Annotated in this window: 20 protein-coding genes and 1 tRNA gene; 11 read left to right on the top strand and 10 right to left on the bottom strand. The window is 38.0% G+C overall.

All coding sequences use genetic code 11. The annotated features are described in order from the left end of the window. Window positions 1-77 precede the first annotated feature (77 nt). From ftsY to PKC55_RS11845, 4 genes are read left to right on the top strand one after another with little or no spacing between them, the layout of a single operon-like run. A complete protein-coding gene (gene ftsY / locus PKC55_RS11860) occupies window positions 78-1,031 on the top strand; it encodes a signal recognition particle-docking protein FtsY (RefSeq protein WP_252638239.1) in 954 nt (317 codons plus the stop codon). A 3-nt stretch (window positions 1,032-1,034) separates the two neighbouring features. After that, window positions 1,035-2,330 (top strand): 30S ribosomal protein S12 methylthiotransferase RimO, encoded by a 1,296-nt coding sequence (gene rimO, locus PKC55_RS11855; protein ID WP_135103596.1) that lies wholly within the window; start codon window positions 1,035-1,037, stop codon window positions 2,328-2,330. A 17-nt stretch (window positions 2,331-2,347) separates the two neighbouring features. Then, window positions 2,348-2,638 carry an HU family DNA-binding protein gene (locus PKC55_RS11850; RefSeq protein WP_006842170.1) on the top strand — a complete coding sequence of 97 codons (291 nt, stop codon included), beginning with the start codon at window positions 2,348-2,350 and terminating at the stop codon, window positions 2,636-2,638. Continuing rightward, window positions 2,631-3,968 carry an HU family DNA-binding protein gene (locus PKC55_RS11845; RefSeq protein ID WP_291128233.1) on the top strand — a complete coding sequence of 446 codons (1,338 nt, stop codon included), beginning with the start codon at window positions 2,631-2,633 and terminating at the stop codon, window positions 3,966-3,968. The genes PKC55_RS11850 and PKC55_RS11845 overlap by 8 nt, the downstream gene beginning before the upstream one ends. On the opposite strand, the gene PKC55_RS11840 is transcribed toward PKC55_RS11845, so the two are convergent. The 7 genes from PKC55_RS11840 to PKC55_RS11810 form a co-directional block, all read right to left on the bottom strand. Next, a complete protein-coding gene (locus PKC55_RS11840; RefSeq protein WP_291128236.1) occupies window positions 3,963-4,769 on the bottom strand; it encodes a LicD family protein in 807 nt (268 codons plus the stop codon). The two genes, PKC55_RS11845 and PKC55_RS11840, sit on opposite strands and share 6 nt — an antisense overlap. After that, complete coding sequence (locus PKC55_RS11835; protein ID WP_291128239.1) at window positions 4,769-5,770, bottom strand: glycosyltransferase family 2 protein; 1,002 nt, start codon at window positions 5,768-5,770, stop codon at window positions 4,769-4,771. Before PKC55_RS11835 ends, PKC55_RS11840 begins: the two co-directional genes overlap by 1 nt. Window positions 5,771-5,954: 184 nt before the next feature. Then, entirely contained in the window at window positions 5,955-6,830 is an 876-nt protein-coding gene (locus PKC55_RS11830; protein WP_291128241.1) for an alpha-1,2-fucosyltransferase, read from the bottom strand. Between the two features lie 323 nt (window positions 6,831-7,153). Then, window positions 7,154-8,494: an L-fucose:H+ symporter permease gene (fucP, locus tag PKC55_RS11825; protein WP_291124428.1), complete on the bottom strand. Its 1,341-nt coding sequence runs from the start codon at window positions 8,492-8,494 to the stop codon at window positions 7,154-7,156. 22 nt (window positions 8,495-8,516) lie between these two features. Then, window positions 8,517-9,977 carry a rhamnulokinase gene (locus PKC55_RS11820; protein ID WP_291124430.1) on the bottom strand — a complete coding sequence of 487 codons (1,461 nt, stop codon included), beginning with the start codon at window positions 9,975-9,977 and terminating at the stop codon, window positions 8,517-8,519. 4 nt (window positions 9,978-9,981) lie between these two features. Then, a complete protein-coding gene (locus tag PKC55_RS11815; protein WP_291124432.1) occupies window positions 9,982-10,626 on the bottom strand; it encodes a class II aldolase/adducin family protein in 645 nt (214 codons plus the stop codon). Window positions 10,627-10,655: 29 nt separating this feature from the next. Further along, window positions 10,656-12,443 (bottom strand): L-fucose isomerase, encoded by a 1,788-nt coding sequence (locus tag PKC55_RS11810; RefSeq protein ID WP_291124434.1) that lies wholly within the window; start codon window positions 12,441-12,443, stop codon window positions 10,656-10,658. Between the two features lie 644 nt (window positions 12,444-13,087). Here PKC55_RS11810 and PKC55_RS11805 point away from each other — a divergent pair. From PKC55_RS11805 to PKC55_RS11795, 3 genes are read left to right on the top strand one after another with little or no spacing between them, the layout of a single operon-like run. After that, complete coding sequence (locus PKC55_RS11805) at window positions 13,088-13,459, top strand: bactofilin family protein (protein WP_135103586.1); 372 nt, start codon at window positions 13,088-13,090, stop codon at window positions 13,457-13,459. Window positions 13,460-13,511: 52 nt separating this feature from the next. Beyond that, entirely contained in the window at window positions 13,512-14,534 is a 1,023-nt protein-coding gene (locus PKC55_RS11800; protein WP_135103585.1) for a ParM/StbA family protein, read from the top strand. Between the two features lie 36 nt (window positions 14,535-14,570). After that, window positions 14,571-15,134, top strand: coding sequence for a bactofilin family protein (locus PKC55_RS11795; protein WP_291124436.1), 564 nt, complete (start codon window positions 14,571-14,573; stop codon window positions 15,132-15,134). A 68-nt stretch (window positions 15,135-15,202) separates the two neighbouring features. On the opposite strand, the gene PKC55_RS11790 is transcribed toward PKC55_RS11795, so the two are convergent. Beyond that, a tRNA-Lys gene (locus PKC55_RS11790) sits at window positions 15,203-15,275 on the bottom strand. A gap of 226 nt (window positions 15,276-15,501) precedes the next feature. Here PKC55_RS11790 and PKC55_RS11785 point away from each other — a divergent pair. The 4 genes from PKC55_RS11785 (at window position 15,502) to queF (ending at window position 18,794) form a co-directional block, all read left to right on the top strand. After that, a complete protein-coding gene (locus PKC55_RS11785) occupies window positions 15,502-15,873 on the top strand; it encodes a BlaI/MecI/CopY family transcriptional regulator (RefSeq protein WP_291124438.1) in 372 nt (123 codons plus the stop codon). Next, window positions 15,873-17,504, top strand: a complete 1,632-nt coding sequence (locus PKC55_RS11780) for a M56 family metallopeptidase (protein ID WP_291124440.1) — start codon at window positions 15,873-15,875, stop codon at window positions 17,502-17,504. The genes PKC55_RS11785 and PKC55_RS11780 overlap by 1 nt, the downstream gene beginning before the upstream one ends. Before the next feature lie 164 nt (window positions 17,505-17,668). Next, a complete protein-coding gene (gene queC / locus PKC55_RS11775) occupies window positions 17,669-18,325 on the top strand; it encodes a 7-cyano-7-deazaguanine synthase QueC (protein WP_291124442.1) in 657 nt (218 codons plus the stop codon). 1 nt (window position 18,326) lies between these two features. Beyond that, the gene (gene queF / locus PKC55_RS11770) at window positions 18,327-18,794 is read left to right on the top strand and encodes a preQ(1) synthase (RefSeq protein WP_291124444.1); all 468 of its coding nucleotides are present in this window, start codon (window positions 18,327-18,329) and stop codon (window positions 18,792-18,794) included. A 34-nt stretch (window positions 18,795-18,828) separates the two neighbouring features. Here the strand turns inward: queF and PKC55_RS11765 are convergent, their stop codons facing one another. Both PKC55_RS11765 and PKC55_RS11760 read right to left on the bottom strand, forming a co-directional pair. Next, window positions 18,829-20,202, bottom strand: a complete 1,374-nt coding sequence (locus tag PKC55_RS11765) for an MATE family efflux transporter (RefSeq protein ID WP_291124446.1) — start codon at window positions 20,200-20,202, stop codon at window positions 18,829-18,831. A 9-nt stretch (window positions 20,203-20,211) separates the two neighbouring features. After that, window positions 20,212-21,531, bottom strand: coding sequence for a YihY/virulence factor BrkB family protein (locus tag PKC55_RS11760; protein ID WP_291028919.1), 1,320 nt, complete (start codon window positions 21,529-21,531; stop codon window positions 20,212-20,214). Window positions 21,532-21,565 lie beyond the last annotated feature (34 nt).

The raw sequence follows: 21,565 nt of genomic DNA, 5'->3' as shown, positions 1-21,565 counted from the left end.
GCTTTGTATAGCAGGAAATAAGCCTGTTTTAACATTAAACAAGTATGCGATAATTACTTGATAATAAAGAGTAAACTATGGGACTATTCGATTTCTTTTCGAAGCAAAAAAAAGAAACTCTAGATAAAGGTTTAGAGAAAACCAAAGAATCTATGTTTTCTAAACTGTCACGTGTTGTAGCCGGCAAATCGAAGGTAGACGATGACGTATTAGATGATTTGGAAGAAGTACTCATTACTTCGGATGTAGGAGTGAATACTACATTAAAAATCATAGAAAGAATAGAGAAAAGAGTTGCAAAGGATAAATATATCAACACAGATGAACTAAATTCAATTCTTCGGGAGGAAATTGCTCATCTGCTGACAGAAAACAACACCACAGATACAGAAGGTTTCTCTACACCCGAAAATTACAAGCCTTATGTGATAATGGTTGTCGGAGTAAATGGTGTTGGGAAAACAACGACAATCGGGAAATTAGCAAATCAGTTTAAGAAAGCGGGCAAATCAGTTTATTTAGGAGCTGCGGATACATTCCGTGCTGCTGCTGTAGAACAATTGGTTATTTGGGGAGAAAGAGTTGGCGTACCTGTAATAAAACAGGCAATGGGCTCCGATCCAGCATCAGTTGCTTTCGACACGCTGAGCTCTGCTAAAGCAAACAATGCGGATGTTGTAATTATAGATACTGCCGGACGCTTGCACAACAAGGTTGGCCTGATGAACGAACTTACCAAAATAAAAAAGGTAATGGAAAAGATTGTTCCCGAGGCTCCCCATGAAGTTCTGCTTGTGCTTGACGGCTCAACAGGACAAAATGCTTTTGAACAAGCCACTCAGTTTACAGCCGCTACCGATGTTACGGCTTTAGCTATAACAAAACTGGATGGTACGGCAAAAGGAGGTGTAGTCATCGGCATTTCCGATCAATTTAAAATTCCGGTAAAATATATTGGATTAGGAGAAGGAATCGACGACTTGCAAGTTTTCACACGCAAGGAATTTGTCGATAGTCTTTTTGGAGCATAAAGAATGAAAAAAAACAGAATCGATGTCATAACACTGGGTTGTTCTAAAAACCTGGTGGATTCAGAGTTGTTGATGAAACAGCTTTTAGCAAATGGATATACAGTAAAGCACGACCCCGATAAACCGGAAGGAGAGATTGCTGTAATCAATACTTGCGGATTTATAGGGGATGCAAAAGAAGAATCCATAAATATGATTCTCGAATTTGCAGAAGCAAAGAAAGCAAGAAAGCTTAGTAAACTTTTTGTGATGGGATGCCTCACCGAAAGGTACATGGATGAACTGAAAGCCGAAATCCCGGAGGTAGATAATTTTTATGGTAAGTTTAACTGGAAAATGCTCATCTCTGATTTGGGTAAATCATTCAAACAAGATATAGCTTTGGAACGTAGCATAACAACTCCCAAGCATTATGCTTATTTGAAAATATCGGAAGGATGTAACAGAACTTGCTCTTACTGCTCAATTCCTATCATGACGGGCAAACATCAATCTCGTCCGATAGAAGAAATAGAAGAAGAAGTTAGGAATCTGGTAGCTACGGGTGTAAAAGAGTTTCAGGTGATAGCGCAAGACCTGTCATTCTATGGATACGACAATTATAAGCAAGCCAAACTCCCCGAATTGATCGAACGTATTGCAAAAATAGAAGGGGTGGAATGGATACGCCTCCACTATGCATATCCGGCAAACTTCCCTTACGATCTGCTAAGAGTGATGCGAGAAAACGATAATGTGTGCAAATATCTGGATATAGCTCTACAACATGTTAGCGATAATATGCTTACTAAAATGCGACGCAACATATCCAAGCAAGCAACATACGATCTGATGAAGCGTATCCGAGAAGAAGTACCGGGTATACATCTGCGTACAACATTAATGGTAGGTCATCCGGGCGAAACAAAGAAAGACTTTGAAGAACTATTGCAATTTGTAAACGATATGCGTTTCGAGCGAATGGGAGCTTTCCCTTATTCTCATGAAGATGGCACATACGCATACGACAATTATAAGGACAGCATATCAGACGCTACAAAGCAAGAACGAATGGACTTGTTGATGTCGGCTCAAGAAAAAATAGCTTTCGAGACGAATGAGGAGAAAATAGGCAAAACACTGAAAGTGGTTGTAGATAAAGAGGAGAGCGACTATTACGTAGGTCGTACCGAGTACGATTCGCCGGAAGTTGATCCCGAGGTCTTGATAAAGAAAAATAAAATGCTTAATATTGGGGAATTTTATAATGTTAAGATAACTGACACCCAATCGTTTGATCTGTACGGAGAAGTTATTTAACCTTAATAGGAATATCTATGACGAACCAGGAATTAATAGCCGCACTGGCAAAACGTTTGAGCTGGACACAGCGTCAGACATCAGAAGTGTTGGAAGCCACAGTTTCTATCATCAATTCAAACCTAGAAGAAAACAACTCTGTTAATATTCAGGGATTTGGATTGTTTGAAACAAAAAAGAAGGCTGAGCGTATTTCTGTCAATCCTGTTTCGAAACAGCGTTTTCTGGTTCCACCTAAAATCACTTTATCTTTCCGCCCCGGACAAACTATAAAAGAGAACCTCAAAAAACTTGAAATAAATGAATGAACGTCTTAGTCTACAGGATTTGATTGATCTTCTGGCTAAGAAACAGGAGATTACAAAAAAAGAAGCCGAAGTATTTCTGCGTGAGTTAATAGCTGTTATATCAGAAACGATAGAAAGCAACGAGTCTCTAAAGATAAAAGACTTTGGGACTTTTAAACTAGTAAAAGTAAATGCACGTAAAAGCGTAGATGTAAATACCGGCGAAGCTATCGAAATAGCGGCTCATTACAAACTGAGCTTCACTCCTGACAAGTTACTAAAGGAAGCTATAAACCGTCCTTTCGCCCACTTCGAGAGCGTCGTTTTAGAAGAAGGTGTTTCTTTTGATAATATAGAAAAAGACGAAACAGTAAATATAGAAGAGGCTGATGAGGAAGAAGATGTTTCTGTAGATGAAGAAACAAATGAGGCCTCACCTACCCCAACAGCAGATCCACAGCAAGTAGAGAATGAAGACTTCACGCCTGAATTAGTGAGTGAAGACACCACTATAATAGAGACAGAAAACACTTCCCCTAATACAGAGGAAGAGCAACTAGAGGAAATAAATAACCGGGAAGAAGAAGCACGACAATCTGATAATGAAGCAATAGCTCCAAGTGAAACTGAAAATATATCTGAACCAATAACTGATGAGGTCTCTGAAGAAAGAATACTAGAGTATAAGCAGAGGATTGAAGAGGCTAAATTAGCTGCTAAAGAAAAAGATCTGGAATACGAAAGGCTCGTGAAAGAGACGAGACAGGCTGCTAAGAGAAGAAAGAAATTCGTTTCCTTAGGATTCTTCATATTCCTGATTATCGCAGCATTTCTGATCGGGGGATTGTATTTCCAAGAAATTGCCAGATTCCTGACCGAAGGCCCCACAGGAAACGGTAATACAGCCATAGTTGCTGACAACCAAAATATTGACGACAAAAAAACTGATACTCTTGCCGTATCCTCCGACTCTATAGCTAAAGCGAAAGAACAAGATTCAATTGCCATTGTAACGGAGAAAACCTTGGCTAGCGAAAACTCGATAAAGCCTCAGACTCAAAAGACAGAGCAACCAACAGCCACAAAAGGAAATACACCTCTGGCAATCATAACGATAGAACCGGGTAATACCTTACGTAATATTTCACTAAAGTATTATGGACACAAATCGTTCTGTGTATATATCTACGAGGAAAACAAAGATAAAATAAAGAATATCAACAGTATACCTCTTGGAACTAAACTAACCATCCCTTCTCCATCAAAGTATGGAATAAATATTCAGGATCAAGCATCTCTAGACAAGGCAAAAGCGAAAGAAAGAGAGCTCTTCAAGACGATGGGACTATAAATATTCAACTTTAAGAAAGTGAGTTGCCCGCTTCTCTTTGGGAGGAATGGTAATGTAATCGCCATATTGCTTTTTCAGATATGTTTCAGGTTCCTTAGGTGATGAAAACTCTTTCCCTTCGAACATAACTTTTCCTACCGGAAACAGATACCCTGCATTGTGATTCGTAGAGTTTCCTATTCCATAGCTATGTAGTATATTATCAGGTTTTGTTATAGAACAAATCCCTCTAGCTGTATATTTCAACAACAACCCTATAGGGTATAACAACAAAGACGTTGCGTATTCATAAAAATATGTCAGTGAAAAGAATGGCCTCCCTCTCTTTAGACGCCTAAAAGCTCTTCCATAGAAAAAGTCAACAATATTCTTCATCCACCGATAGCTTCTTTCCTCAGGAAAGATATCGATGAATATACCTTTCTCCTTATAGCTTGCCATATCCTCCTCTTCGGAATAAACAATAGAATGTCTGTCTCTCACCTTAGAGAACAACAACCTATAACTTTTCTCTTTGGGAGTTTGCAGATACAGATTGTCCGGCAACTCCTTAGGCAGTATTTTCAATAACTTCTGATAGTCGGGAAAAAGCAATTCGATATCAATATCATCATCCCAGGGAATAAACCCTCCATGCCGGATAGCACCAAGCAAAGTACCGCCGCTTATCCAATATGGGATATTATGCTTGTCACATATATTGGCTACAATAGATAATATATCCAGCATCTTCAGCTGTAGCGTCCTTAATTCAGAACCATCAGGATTGTATATTTCTCTAAGTTCTTCTGTATCTGTCATTATTTTTTTCTTAAGAAAAAGATCAATTTTATTAATCGGCTCAATATAGCGGGATTGTATTTAGCAAAAGGAGGGAATAAAACTTTCCCATACTTCTTTTGCGAAATGCACAACACAGTCCAGCGAGACCAAAGAAAAGCAACCAGTGCCGGCTGTAAATAAATATGCTTTATTTCATTTTGTCGAATCAGCTTCGTAAACCAATTGGCTATATCTTCAAATCGGTCAACGGGGACATCCAACTTATTCCCCAAAGCATACAATTGGAAAGTTACTTTATGACAGTATAGCTCCAATTCGGTAGGAATTAAGTCGAGTCGGCTCAACTCTCTTTTTATAAGTTCATCTTTCAGTTCACGCTGTACTTCACTATTTAAAACCGACACATTGCTGTCGTGCCATCTGTATCGGAGCAGTTCATCATCAATATTTGCAACCTTGCCGAGCTTGGCTATCCTGCACCACAAGTCATAGTCTTCCACATGCTTATACGCCTCATCGTACTTATTCTGTTTCAGCACTTCGGTGCGAATCATCATACTCGGATGAATAAAAGAAGGGGAAAACATCAGGTTGATCTGAAGATAATCATCACTAGTCAGATTATGAATATTTCCGGTCTTCTTCCCACTATTATCAATCACCGTAGCGGCAGTGCCACACATCAGTACTTGAGGATGTGAATCGAGGAACTCAACTTGACGCTTCAATCTATCGGGGTGACAAATATCATCGGCATCCATGCGAGCTATATATTGTCCACCGCAATAATCAATACCCTTATTTAGCGTTTTTATCAATTTCAGATTGACAGGATTCTTTATATAAAAAATACGTTCGTCATCATAGTCCATAATAATAGACTCGCTGCGATCGGTAGACCCGTCATTTATAAGTATCAGCTCCCAATCTTCGAAGCTCTGCGATACAATACTGTCTAAAGCCTGAGACAAATATTGCTCGGTATTATAAACTGGCATTAATATCGATACTTTTGGCATAATCGGCTATTTTAATAAAAACTGTCACTTTTTGTAAAACACTCATTTCAAACAGTATAATCTTACAATTATGTTAAAAGGTGACAAAAGTGACACTTTATTGTATGTTTTTATACTGTTACCTTTTTCTCTCCTGAAAGGCTCAACCGTATATAATAAGATAATCTTGACACTAAAATATATATCAGATCTTGATCCACCCTTGAGGATAAAAACAATCTAGCAATTCATTTTTTTGCTCATCTACAAACCATCGCTTGGGAGCAATTATCTTTTTCTCTTCATTGTTGTTAAGCCACGCACTCCACCAACTAAAGCTACTGTTGGCTATAATATTATGTTTACACAAGCTCATCAGCTGCATGTCTATATAGCTGTCTTTTCCTTTATTCCAATCTATAAAAGTAACAGGAAATTCTTTAAAGTTAAGATTATCCTTTATCCAATCAAAATCCTCTGAGAAAACATAAAATTCAGGATTCTTTACATGCGCAGATATATAGTTGATGGCATTCTCGTAATAGTCTTTTTCAAGGATAGCAAAATTCGATTGTGAATTCTTATTCAGATAATCCCCTCTGCGTATATGAACGGCAATAGACTGATTTTCTGAAACCTGCCCTGCAATATCTTTATTTTTTCCGGTTAATGGATATTTGAAGGAAAAATCCTTCCGTAAAAGCTCAGATATATTATTGAAGTATGATTCATTCTGAAAATAGCCGGACATTATCACGTCTCCTGTCAGAGCTTCAAAAGCCGGTTGGTATAAGATTGCATACGTATCGGTAAACACTCCTAATCTCTGAAAAAAAGATCTGTACTTTTGAATAAAGGGTCTGGCTTTAGTTACAGCTTTTGCTTTCAGAGACGAGGTTTCTACTACATCTTCTATATTAAATATACCCAGTTCGTAGGGACGTATGGTAGCTTGCGTTTTTTTAGAAAATGTATATAGATCAACAGACAGAGTCGTATTTAAACGAATAGCCAACGACTTGGCAGCCGCATACTGAAACATCTGATTCCCCAATCCACCCGATAATAATACTGTAACCATTGAGTTTCCATTCGTTTTACAAGTATCTGCAAAGGTATTAAAATGCTCCGACAATATGCCTGCATTCTTATTATTGTTAAATCATTTCGTGCTCTTTTCCGATAATTCTTTTTGCTTTACATATTCGCTCAGTAATATAGGGTGAGGCTGAAACTTGCTTTTTATAATATGATGGATAAAAATATATAGAGCAATAAATTAAAAGATTGATTAAATCATCAAAAAAAACATATTAAACGAATGAGAAAGGGACTACTCCATAGAAGATAGTCCCTTATTTAATTAAAGTAATATATAAAAACGAAAAGAGTGTTTTATTCGATTTAAGCTTTTATCCGGCTACCTACATATCCAAAAAACGATATATATAAGAAGCAGATCAGCGGTATAATAAATCCGACATTCATACTTTCGGCACCCAATATCCCCATCAACGATGGGGCGATGGCTCCACCCACAACTGTTAGAACCAAAATGGATGATGCTGTTTTTGTCTTATCACCCAGATCTCTTAAACCCAGCGCAAAAATAGATGGGAACATGATAGACATAAATAAGTAACAGCTGATCAGAGCGATTATTCCAAACCGATTATGATTCATGATAACAAAAAACATCAGTAATGTATTTATAGCAGCACACAAACCAAGCAGAGATCCCGGCTTCATCTTCTGCATAATCATACTTCCCGAAAATCTTCCGACTGCAAATAACGACATTCCGCCTAAGCCAAGTAACAAACCGGCCTGTATTTCGGTCAGTTGCAACTCTTTTACTTCTATTGCGTAATTTATAAAAAAGCTACCAATACCCGTCTGCGCTGCTACATACAAAAATTGAGCAACGACCGCCAACACAAAATGTCTTTGTTTTATCAATGGCAGATCTCGCGTTACGGTATTATTATTTAGGATTGACGTATCTTTATGATTATCCGATTTTATTTCAGGTAGTTTTGCAAACAAGAAAAACACCAACACCAGAACTACCACACAACCCAATCCTACGTATGGAAACATCAAAACAGAATTGCTCGTATGATCTCCAACCGTTTCTACAATATTTGCAACCGCGTCATTAGCACCAAGAAAAACTTTTTTAATAGCATCAACAAATAATTCGATCGTCGACCGATCCGACTCATTTTTAAATATAAGAACAGAGCCTACAAGGGGTCCTAAAATCCAACCGATAGCATTAAAAGTTTGAGCCAGATTGATACGGCTTGCTGAAGTTTCGGGCGAACCTAAAACAATAGTATACGGATTGGCGACTGTCTCAAGGCAAGTAAGCCCGCAAAACAAGATCAGCAGTCCTAAAAGAAAAGCCCAAAAAGTATTTATCTCTACGGCAGGAACAAACCAGAAAGCCCCCAATGCAAAAAGAGCTAATCCGACAACGACTCCGCTTTTATAACCAAATTTACGAGCAATTAATCCCGCAGGGATAGCCATCAAAAAATATGCCCCATAAGCCGAAGCCTGAACAGCTCCCGATTGCGCCTTTGATAAATGTAGCGAGTCTTGAAAGTGCTTGTTTAACACATCCAGCAGACTATGGGCAAATCCCCACAAAAAGAACAAAGAGGTTATCAGAATAAAAGGGAACAAATAGTTTTGCCCATCCTTTCCGATAAATAAAAGCTTTTCTGATTTGGTCTTCATATTGGTCTTAAATTTGTTGTTTTTACGTTATCAAATGCTCCATTCTAGTAGCAAACAACTCCCACTCTCTCGAATTCTGAGGATAATAGGTTTTAAAGTTAAAGCTGTTTTTTACAATCTGATGTCCCTCCCTTATATTTTTTATTTTTTTATCTGTTACTGCTTGCTGAATAATATTTCCGATTGCTGTAGCCTCTGTTAGCCCGGTTACAACCTCTACATTCAGAGCATCTGCAATAAATTGATTTAACTGTTCGTTGCGGCTTCCCCCTCCTACTACCGAAAGATATTTAATCGTTCTGCCAGAACACTGCTCCAATTTCTTCATCACAAAATGATATTTCACAGCCAGTGATTCGAGAACACAGCGAACTAACTCGCCTTTGGTGTGAGGTATATATTGATCCGTCCGCTTGCAATACGATTGTATGGCATCTTTCATAGATGAGGGAATGGTAAAATCAGGATCGTCGCTATTGATAAGGCTTGCGAAAGGTTTACACTTTTCACATTCCGACAATAGGTATTGGTAAGAACATTCTTCATCACTCTTCTCCCATTCGGCTATTAATTGTTGAAGTATCCACAATCCCGAAATATTACGCATAAACAGAATCTTTCCAACCCCACCTTCGTTCGTAAATTCGTTATCCATAGCCTCCTGCGTGAGAATCGGGTTATCCGTTTGTATCCCCAGCAGAGACCATGTACCCGAACTAAGAAAAGCCCATTCTTCTCCATCAAACGGAATAGCAGCAATGGCACTTGCCGTATCATGAGACCCGACGGCAAATACTTTAATATTTTGAGCATTCGTTTCTTGTGCAATATCATCGGTAAGATTTCCGACTAGAGAACAAGGCTTAATAATATTTTTGAAAAGATATAAAGGAAGATTCAACTTATCGAATAGTGACTTTTGCCACGTTCTTGTTTTAGCATTTACCAGCTGCGAAGTGGAAGCTATTGTATATTCATTATAAACATTACCTGTAAGATAAAAATTTATCAGATCGGGAATAAACAATAAACCGTCGCCAACAGCAAGTGTCTGAGCATTATGCTCTTTCATGCTCAGCAACTGGAAAACGGTATTGATCTCCATTTGCTGAATACCTGTGATAGCATACATGTCTCTTTTAGAAATGATAGCCTCCGCTTTTTGAGAAACACCTTGCGTACGGCTATCCCTATAACATACGGGATTGGACAATAATCTTCCCGCTCTGTCTATTAACCCAAAATCAACACCCCATGTATCAACAGCAAGACCCTGTAAATCATATCCTTTCTTTACGGCCAAATAAATGCTCTGTTTTACATTTTGGAATAACGACAAGAAGTCCCAGCACAATGTATTTCCCAATTTTACAGGAACATTTCCAAAGCGGTAGATCTCATCTAGGCAAATACGTCCGTCCACTATTGTTCCTACAATAGCCCGTCCACTTCCTGACCCTAAATCCAGAGCCAAATATGCCATGTTGTTATTTTTGTGTTTTTCCTAAAATATAAACTTCCAAATCGCGAATTTCATCATCGCTCAAGATATCATAATTTCCTTCACCTGCACGCACAATAATGCTGCATGCCAACTCGAGGAAAACCGCTTTCTGAAAAGCATCATCAAAGTCTTTTCCACAAACAGCCTGCCCATGTTTACTCATCAACACGCAATCATGATCAGTCAGGGCATGTGTTACAGCATCGGCCAACTCCTTCGATCCGGGACGATAATATGGTATAACCGCAATCTCTTTACCGCAGTAGCAAGGAACTTCGGCAACTACATTAAAGCTTTTCGGCTTGTTTTTCATACAAGATACAATTGTCGCAAACTCTGACTGAAAATGCAACACCACATTCATATCTTTACGCTGACGTAAAACCCCGAGGTGAAAAACACTTTCCATCGATGGCTTAGGACCATCGACACGCATACCGATAGAGATATTACAGATAGCGACATTTTCTTTGGCAATACGTGGCAACCACGAACCTGTACCCGAAACCAAAGCTAAATCTTTATTTACTCTCCACGACAAATTACCACTGCTACAAAGCTGTAGACGTTCTTGTCCTACACGATGGGCAGCTTCTATAAACCGTTCTATATATTCCGCATTTATCATACTATTTTTATTATCGAAGGTACAAAAAACTATTTATAAAGAGGACCATAAACCTGACAAGCTCGATAATCCGCTCCTTCTTTATCCATCCCGAAAGCAGACCATGCGGCGGGGCGATAAATATCATCGGAAGATACATTATGCATACAAACAGGGATACGAAGCATAGAAGCCAACGTTATCAAATCGGCTCCAATATGTCCACTGCTGATAGAACCATGATTGGCTCCCCAGTTGTTCATCACGGAATATACATCTTTAAAATTAGGATCATCGGTCAGGCGAGGAACAAACCATGTGGTAGGCCATCCTTTATCTGTACGTTCATCTAAAATTTTATGTACATCCGGATCTAAATATACAGTCCACCCTTCGGCTATTTGCAAGACCGGGCCTAGTCCTTTTATAAGGTTTAGGCGAACCATCGTACATGGCATTCCACCACGAGTAAGAAATTTAGAAGAAAAACCTCCTCCACGGAAATACTCACGGTTGGCAGGCATCCATGTAGTAGCATCTAAACACGACTTGGCTTCGGCTTGTGAAATATCCCAAAAAGGTTTCATTACAGGTTTTCCTGCCTCATCGCTTTGGCGACCACTCCCATCCAGAGACGCAGCACCGGAATTTATGAGATGAATCATGCCACCCGAAGCTAAACCTTCTAACTTTTTCCCTGTCACTCGTTCTACAGCCTCAGGACTCCAATAAGTACGCACATCCGCAAAGATCTGAGCAGTATTTGTCAAAAGATAACCAAACAACATTGCCGTACCATTCAGCGAATCATTTTCTGTAGCTAATATATATGGTGCGCGAATACCTGTCCAATCGAAAGAAGAATTGAGAATAGCTTCTGTAAAATCGCCGTTAGGATAGAAATCTGTCCATTGGCGTTGCCCCTGAAAGCCCGCGGCAAGAGCATTATGCCCTAAGGCCTCTTCTCCAAATCCCATTTCTTTCAGTTTAGGATTGCCTATCATCAGATCACGAACAATCAATGTCATTTTCACAATGAATTCCCAATCCTTATCATTTGCCGCACGATCTTTTTTCAAATCGTCCCGATTTATCGTATCTTGCCCTTCTTTACAGTGGGTCTTCGCCCAAGCTAAGGCTTTTTCATATTCTTCTTTATCGTATATCCCTTCTGTCATGCGGCGAATAATTTCTACCTCGTCTACACTCTCGCAACGCATACCTAAATAATCTTCAAAAAAATCGGTATTAACTACCGAACCGGCAATACCCATACACACCGAACCAATGGAAAGATAAGATTTACCTCGCATAGTTGCTACAGCCAATGCAGCTTTAGCAAAGCGCAACAACTTCTGTCTTACATCGCCAGGTATTTCGGTAGTACCTCCATCCTGAACATCATGTCCATAGATACCAAAGGCAGGTAATCCTTTCTGTGCATGTCCAGCAAGGACTGCAGCCAGATAGACTGCCCCGGGACGTTCCGTACCATTAAATCCCCAAACAGCTTTAATTGTATGCGGCTCCATATCCATCGTTTCGCTACCGTAACACCAGCACGGAGTAACTGAAATTGTTATCCCCACTCCCTCTCTACGAAACTTCTCGGCACAGGCTGCACTCTCTGCTACACGACCAATTGTGGAATCTGCAATAACACACTGAACAGGCGACCCGTCGGGATAGCGTAAAGTAGAGGTTAATAAGTCTACCACACTTTTTGCCATATTCATTGTTTGGTTCTCAAGAGACTCTCGCACCCCGCCCATGCGTCCATCGATAGTAGGACGAATTCCGATTTTAGGCCATTCACCTTGAAATCTTTTCCCAGCCATATATTTTAGATTTTAATGGTTTATTACTATATTTTGGTTTTATATTCAATAAATAAACAGGAGATTGTGTTTTCTTTGATTGAATTAGATTTTTAATTGTTACAAGCTTACCACCGGTTTCCATATCCTTACTATATAAATAGGGGTGGTGATACTATAATTATATCTTAAGGAATTAAATTCAAAGACATTGAATCTAACATTAAAGAAATATCAGATAAAAAGTTAATTAGAGTGAGCTTTTTTCTATTCGGTCAGCATCTACTCTATTACAACGACTTACAACTCCAAATATATATTTTAGATACTCAACAAGCTTTCATTTTTCCGATGAATAAATAGTACTATTTCGACATCAGGCAGTTTTTATTTCGTTTTTTAGCCTCTATTTCCAGCCCTTATTATATTAATTGGCACAAATCAACAAGCATATACAGTTAATTATCAGACCATTTACCACTACAAAATCATATCCTTTATACTTTTCAAAGAGAATTAATTGCATATGAAAATAAATTTTATATGCAATTCTTAATGATTAATATTACTTTTCATATATATTTGTAAATAACAATTCGTTTTTAAGGAATTGCCCGGATTTCTGTACAAATGTGACTATATAAATATTGTTAACGTAATTGACTATGGCTAAAAAGGAGGATTTTAGGCAAGACTCGTTTGATCTTTCCTCTCAAACGCCTACAATAATCTGTAAAAGTTTTGTGCTCTATGGATCTGTAGAAGAAACGCATCACATACGCGTGGAAGGGACTATAGTAGGAGATATAAAACAGGCTCATACTGTTGTAATTGGTACAACAGGTATAGTTCGAGGAAATATTCATGCAAAAAATCTAGTTGTATTCGGTCGTATCGAAGGTAATATATGCGTAACCGAGTCTATCTCCATAAAAAGTACGGGTAGAATAGTGGGCAAACTTAATGCGCAAATATTCACATTAGAGCATGGCGCAACATACGAAGGACTCATCGCTATGAAACCTCTTCTTTCATAAAATAAAGTTTATTTATCCCCATAATTATTAACGAATCTAATATTTTATCGCTATGGTTTATGAAATCCAATCTTTTCCCAGCTTAGTTGAAAATAATAATACAAATCTGTCACAAACAGCGAAGGATTTGCTTCACGGCTTGAAAATTCAACATAATAATAAATGGTATATCTGTGGAGACCTTGCCCTGAATGAAGGTCAATCTCCTCATAAGTTAATAAACTCATCACCGGATGATATAGACTATCAGATATTAGCTAAAGCAGCTATGTTGTTAGTAGAAAATCAAGTGGAGCAACCGATAACAATCACCACAGGTTTTCCTTATTCTACTTATTATATTTATAAAGACAAAGCCATAGAATTTTTCCAACGCACTCATATGCTCGATTATGACATTTCAACACACAATGCGGGGAATAAGAAAAGAGTAATATTAGAAGTACAGAAGGTTGAAGTGATTCCTGAAATTGTAGGATGTACAATCGGAATACGTAAAGGAGAACCTCAGGTTTCGGGAAATTTCTTTGTATTCAGTTGTGGGTTTGGAACATTTGAATCTATCCTCAGTACAGATTCAGGTATTATTGAGCAAACAATGATCAGTACGCATGGAATTCGTTATGCTGTAAATCTGATGATAAATGAACTGAAGAGCAAATATTATTTGGAGCTTAGAAATACACATCAAATTGATGAAGCATTCAAACGTGGATATATTTTCTTGAATCGTCAAAATATCGATTTAAGAGAAATACGTAAAAGTGTTATTCAAACATATTATCAAGAAGTAATATCTCCAAACTTACGCAGTGTTATTAATGACTCTAATCTGGTTAAAGCCAACCGTATATATATGTGTGGAGGCGCTATGTATTATGAAGAGCTTATCGATTGCTTTAAGGAGGAATTCGGCAAATTCACAGAAATAACAGTTTTAGATAATCCGGAAACATTAGCAAGTAAAGGTTATGCAATTAACTCGTTACGCGTAGGACATGGCAAATTCAAATCATCTGTAGGTATAGATATAGGAAATGCCACTACTGTAGTAGCTAACTTTTCGGGAGAATAAATAATAGTATAGAATATTACTTTATAAAGATCAGGAATGTTTCTCTTTAAGCGAAAAATTGATGAGATCGAGCCTCAACCTGCTAGAATCGTAGAATTGGGACGAGACGTAATTGTATTAGGCTCACTATACCTAACCGAAGGACAAGAGAAAAATTTCTATGTAGAAGACACTCTGACTGTTGATATTAATGCTCACATTATCGGTAGTGTAACGGCCGCAGGTTGCATCATTGACGGCAAAGTGACAGGTAATATAATTTGTGCAGAGAGTTTAGAACTTGGCCCGACAGCGGTTATAGAAGGTACAATTACAGCCAAGGCAGCTGTCATAAATGCGGGTTGCGTTGTGAATGGTGAAGTTGTATTAGATCCTCTACTGGAAGTTCATATATTAAGTATAAAGATTGCTGAAGCAAAAAATTATCTTGAAAAAGAAGGAACAACTATTTCTGTAGATTCTTTTTCCAAAATAGAAGAAGAAATTCCCCAAAAGGATTCAAGAGCTTTCAACAACCCACCAAATAAAGAGCAAAGCCCGATAATCCAAGACAAAAAAACTGAAACAAAGCCCCTGAATGAAAGTGATAATTGGTGGTAACGCATATATACTCATAAAAACAAAAGCTTGTAAAGAATTCTTTACAAGCTTTATTTTTTAATAAAATGTGACCCCGGAGGGGCTCGAACCCTCGACCCATTGATTAAGAGTCAATTGCTCTACCAGCTGAGCTACGGAGTCGTTTGGTGAGTGCAAAAGTATAATAATTATTCTTTTTAAGAAAATTAATCTAGGAAAAATTAGCTTTTATTAATCACTCTTTTTCTTCGTCTTAAATAATACACTACTATAAATATAGCTAAACATTGATTTTGAATAAAATAATTCTTCTGAGAACACATTCTAACTAAAAAACATAGTTACAACTAAAAAATTTAGTTATATTTGTTTTAAATAAATATCTAACATGAAAAACCTAACAAAAAAAGAAGAGGAAATAATGGACATTCTTTGGTCGCAAGGTCCTATGCGAGTCAAAGACATTCAAGACCTGTATGATGACCCAAAACCTCATGTAAACACAATATCAACATTAATTCGTATCCTTGAGGACAAAGGCTATGTGGGCTACGAACCTACAGGAAAAGCTTACAGGTATTATGCACTGGTAAGCAAGGATAGCTTCAAAAAAAACACACTGACAAAGATAATCAGCGAATACTTCAACAACTCTTATTTGGGAGCGGTATCTTCACTTGTCGAAGAAGAGAAAATTTCCGTCGAAGACCTAAAGGGGTTAATAGAAAAAGTGGAAAAAGCAGCTAAAAATAAAAAGTGATGGCAGACTTATTAATATACAGCACCAAGGTTTCCTGTGCTTTATTCTTCTTCTATATAATATATAAACTGGTATATAGCCGGAATAAATTTTTCAGAATAAACAGATTTTGTATTCTTTTATTTTATATCAGCAGCCTTTTTATCTTTCTTATAAAAATAAAAACCTCTGCACTAAACGAAGTACATCAGACCATTGCCGCATACGAATCATCACTGACCAGCGAATCGGCTCCGATAGAATTCATCCCCGCCACCTCCGCCACTTCTATAGTAGTCGCAGAACATGCAACAATAGATTGGATTAGGATAGTGGGAATCATTTATCTGGCAGGAGCACTCTTTATACTGATACGTAACACTTACTCTACTTTGCACATATTGGCTATGATAAAGGGATGCGAAAGACTGAAAACAGAGGGGATCAATATTCTTATTACAGATAAAGACATCCCTTCATTCAGCTGGATGAATTACGTTATTATATCTCGAAAAGATTATAATGAAAACAAAGAAATAGTACTGACTCACGAATTATCGCACATAAGGAATAGGCACTCATTCGACTTACTCTTTTCAGAGCTTTTCGTACTTTTTCAATGGTACAACCCCTTTGCGTGGCTTTTTAGAAGAGAACTGCGTAATGTTCACGAATTTGAAGCAGATAACTGTGTACTAAAATCAGGCATCGATGCTAAAACATATCAAATTTTATTAATTAAAAAAGCTGTCGGCTCACAACATCTCACCTTTATGACCAACAGCTTTAACCACAGTAAACTCGAAAAAAGAATCACTATGATGTTAAAAGAAAACAACAATCCGCATGCAAAAATGAAGTATCTACTTCTGGTTCCTGTATTTGCAATTGCCGTATCAGTTTTTGCCCACCCTCAACTAACAAGTAAATTGGACAAGCTTTCAGACGCTGAAGGTATAGAAAAAAATGCTTATTCGCAAAAGACCGACAAGACTGATGAGAAAACTGAGGTAGCCGAAAATACGGAAATAAACGTCGAACAACAAAAAACTGTCACCCACCCTTCCGACACTATCGACCTGAAAAAGTATAGGGTAGAAGCCTACAAAAAGGGCAAAAGAATCGATTTTAATTCATGGAAAAACTTTGAAAGAAAAGACGGCAAGATTCTTGTTACGTCAGACTCCGCATTTTATTACAAAGGTGATAAAATGCTATCCTATACTCACGGAGGAACAATTCACATTGCAGAAAACACCAAAAATTTAAACGCAGCAACAATACAACGCAGAATGATAGCTGCATATGCCATATCCCATGAAAAACAAAAGGATATGATAAATGCAGCAGGAAGCGAAGAAGCTTTTTTTAAATCAATCGATTTGGATAAATACAGGATAGAAGCCTATCGGAGCGGAAAGAGAATCAACTTTGATGACTGGAAAAATTTCAGCGAAAAAGACGGTTATATCGTTATAGACTTGGATTCGGCAAATTACTATAATGGTGATAAAAAAATCGGACAAGAGTCTGCCACTCCCGGACCGTTTCAAAAAAATATATCTAAAAACACTGAAAACCTGAATGGTGAAACAATCCAACAGAGTATAATCGGTATGGTTTTACTACTAAATGGAATCAAGCCCCAATAAATAATCTTAAAGTATCAAAAAGAGCTGTATCCCCAAAATAAGGATACAACTCTTTTTCGTTTTCACTTTTCATTTTTCACCTATTATTCATTACTTTTGTAGCCGAAGAGAGATTTCTCCTCCGTGTATCTTAGGATTAACCACGTAAAAAACAAAGTTATAGAATGAATAAAACAGAATCAGCGTTGGTCTTGTTTTCGGGTGGACAAGATTCAACAACATGCCTCTACTGGGCACTTGAAAATTTCGCATCCGTTCGTACGCTGTGTTTTACCTACGGGCAACGTCACTCCAAAGAAGTGGAAGTAGCAAAGGCTATTGCCGAAAAAGCCAATGTACCGTTCCAGCTACTGGATGCATCTATTATCAGTCAACTATCCGTCAACTCTTTGACAAGCGATATTGTTATGGATCAGGAAAAACCGGCAGACTCTTACCCAAATACGTTTGTACCTGGACGTAATCTATTATTCCTTACTTTTGCGGCTGTTATTGCCCGCTCGCACGGTATACGCCACATTGTAACAGGAGTATCAGAAGCCGACTACAGTGGTTACCCCGACTGTAGAGATACATTTATACTTTCAGCAAATGCGTCTATTAATCTGGCAATGGACGAACATTTCCAGATACATACGCCATTGATGTGGAGAGATAAAACTGCTGTATGGCAATTAGCTGATGAGCTGGGTGTTTTCGATATCATTCGTACTCAAACCCTGACCTGCTACAACGGCATTATTGCCGATGGTTGCGGACACTGCCCTTCTTGCAAATTGCGTAAACAAGGATTAGACAACTATTTAAAGACAAAACTATAATATGACAATAGAAGGACTTAGCCATTTAGGTGGAAAAACCGAATATAAAGATAATTACGCTCCTGAAGTATTAGAAGCCTTCGAAAACAAACATCAGGGAAATGACTATTGGGTAACATTCAATTGCCCGGAGTTTACAAGCCTATGTCCTATTACGGGACAACCCGATTTTGCAACAATACACATCAACTACATACCTGATGTGAAAATGGTAGAAAGCAAGAGTCTTAAGTTATACTTATTTAGCTTTCGCAATCATGGGGCATTCCATGAAGACTGTGTAAATATTATGATGAAAGACCTTATTGAACTGATGAATCCGAAGTATATTGAAGTGGTAGGAATATTTACGCCACGTGGAGGCATTAGTATTTATCCGTTTTGCAACTATGGACGTCCGGGTACGAAGTTTGAACGACTGGCAGAAGAGCGTCTGATAAATCATAACCCACAGCAAATATATAAATAGTTAAGAGGCTTTAAAGCCTCTTTTTTTATTCTGATTATGCTATCTTAGGTCTTCGTTTTTGTACTCTTTTATAGACTACTGTAAACCAAACAGGCAGTATTATACCTTTACAAACCGTAGATATAGCAATTGCCCACCACACCCCAACAATGCCCATTTGCGAAGCCAGATAATAAGCCAAAGGGATGCGTAGCGCATTGAATGTGATGCTTATCACGGCAGGCTCTACTGTGCGGCCAATACCATTAAACATACCTTGTGTAGTCAACTCAAACATCATAAAAATCTGAACCAACCCCATAACAAACAAATATTCGGCTCCGGCTCGCATAGCATTCTCTTCAGGAACAATAATTCCAAAAATTTGAGCACCAAACAAAATAAATGCAATACTGACAAAAATTCCTAACGTAAACATAACACGTATCGTATAGATATATGCCTTTTTACCTCTTTCCAATTTATTGGCAGCATAGTTCTGAGCAACAAAGGCGCTCAGCGCCGTAGAAAATCCCTGCGATGTATTCCACGTAACCGCCTCTATCTGTCCTCCCGTTGTCTGAGCCATCATGCCTAGATGCCCACCATGAATAGAAGCAACACGTGCCAAGTTCATATTAATGATGGCATACAATGAGTTCATTATAGAGACAGGCGTTCCTAGAAAAATTATGCGTTTAAGGTAAATACCTTTCGGCTTAATAAAGAAGGAGAAATCGCCTAAAATACGATTACCATATTTAATCTGATAAAAGAACAAAGAAAACACAAACAATTGTGCAGCAACTGTGCCAATAGCGACACCGTGCAATCCCATCCCCATACCAAACATCAATATAGGGTCGAGTATCATATTTAATACAAGTCCTGCTGCATTATTTTTGAACGGAACAGTACTTCGCCCTGCACCATTGTATATCCCTGCGAAATTATATGACAAGAACTGAAACGGAAGACTAATAGTGAGTATTCGTAAATAAAGTACCGCATCGGCTGTAATATCAGCAGATAGTTTGAAAAAAGATAAGATAGGATTAGCAAAAATAAAGAGTGTAGACACCCATACCACGCTAAGCACAATAGAGGTAGTTGTAGAATGTGAGGCGTATATAGCTGCACGTTTCATTTTCTTCGCACCTATCGATTGACCGACTGCGACCTCCGATCCGATCATAGCCAGATATGCGACCGATGAAGTCAACCACAACAACATACCTATAGCACCGATTGCAGCTTCCGATTTGGTTGCTATTTCGGGATGAGATACAGTACCCAGCCTACCAACCCACGACATAGCCATCAGCGTGTAAGCCATCTGTAAAAAGCTTGTACCCATCAGGGGTAAAGCCAAACGTATTAAGGTAGAGAATATTTTTCCCTCGGTAAGATTATGAATACCTGATTTCACGTGTATGAATTATAAATTTTTGAGCAGTTTGTCCCCATTTTCGCTATCCGAAAGCTCTTTAATTTCTAAAATAGTCTCCCACTCTTTCCTGAATTTTACATTTGTATCAATCACAAAATCCTCTGAGCCATACATCTCTATTTTCTCAAACAGATAACTTACGGTAATATGATTGATATCCAATGCGGGTATAAAGGCGGGTACTAATGCGTTTTGAGATGGAGTCTCTACAATAAGCCCGATATCCTGCAAATAAAAAAGAGTATCACTAGTCAATTTTGTCGGAATTTTATATTGCTCCGAAAGTTCATCAGCAGTGTAAGGCATATCGCCTTTTTCAAACCGCTTAACAATCAAAGTCATTATTAGTAATGCAACAAAATCCTTATAGCGACGACTTATTTTAGAAGTTTCATGCTCGAAACTAAACTTATTTACATTCTGATAAGCAAAAGATAGCTGCACACCAAACAAAACAAAAAACCATGTCAGTTGCAACCATAGCAACAACAAAGGCAAAGCAGCAAAACTACCATATATAGCATTATATTTAGATATCCAAATCTGACCACCGATATACAGCATTTGGAATACCTGAAAACATATACCCGTAAACACACCGCCTAATAAGGCACTGGTAAACTTAACCTTCGTATTAGGAATATAGATATATAGTATTGTAAAGAGTAAAATGGTAATAAGAAAAGGAACAACTTTCATAAAAGGTCCAATAACCAGTCCCAGTATATACTGTTGCTCGGCTGTAGTGCTCAAAAGAATATTAACCCCGGCATTGCATATAAGAAAAACAGGCGCAATAATGATAAGAGCCAGATAGTCTGTGAACATCCGAAAATAGGTACGTCCTTTTTTTATCTGCCATATTTTATTGAAGTTATCTTCTATGTTCGAAAGCAGATTGATTACAGTATACAATAACAAGATGACGCCGACACCCAAGAAAATCCCACCCTGAGCATATTCGATCGATTTGTCGATAAAAGCTGTCGCCTTATTCAATATCTCTTCTTGTCCTGCAAAATAGCTAAAGAGTTGAGTCTTTACAATATTCTGAAAACCAAATCCACGAGCTATGGCAAACAATACAGCCAGCATGGGGACGATAGACAGTAAGGTACTGTATGTCAATGCTGATGCACGTGTAAAAAGTTGCTCTCCATCAATATTCCTGATGGCTAGGATAAAAGACTTAATAATATCGTACAATCCCATTTTACGAGACGATCTCTCGCGCTTGTTTATCCGCCAGATATCATACGTAAGAAATCGAATTACTCTTTTTACAAACTCTTTTATTCTTTCAATCATACAAGATTTTTATCCGAAATATCTACAAATATAG

The sequence above is a fragment of the Dysgonomonas sp. genome (genome assembly GCF_035323175.1).
In the GTDB taxonomy this organism is placed as follows: domain Bacteria; phylum Bacteroidota; class Bacteroidia; order Bacteroidales; family Dysgonomonadaceae; genus Dysgonomonas.
Note: the sequence above shows the minus strand (reverse complement) of the source record. Positions and strands in the feature narration are given on the sequence as shown.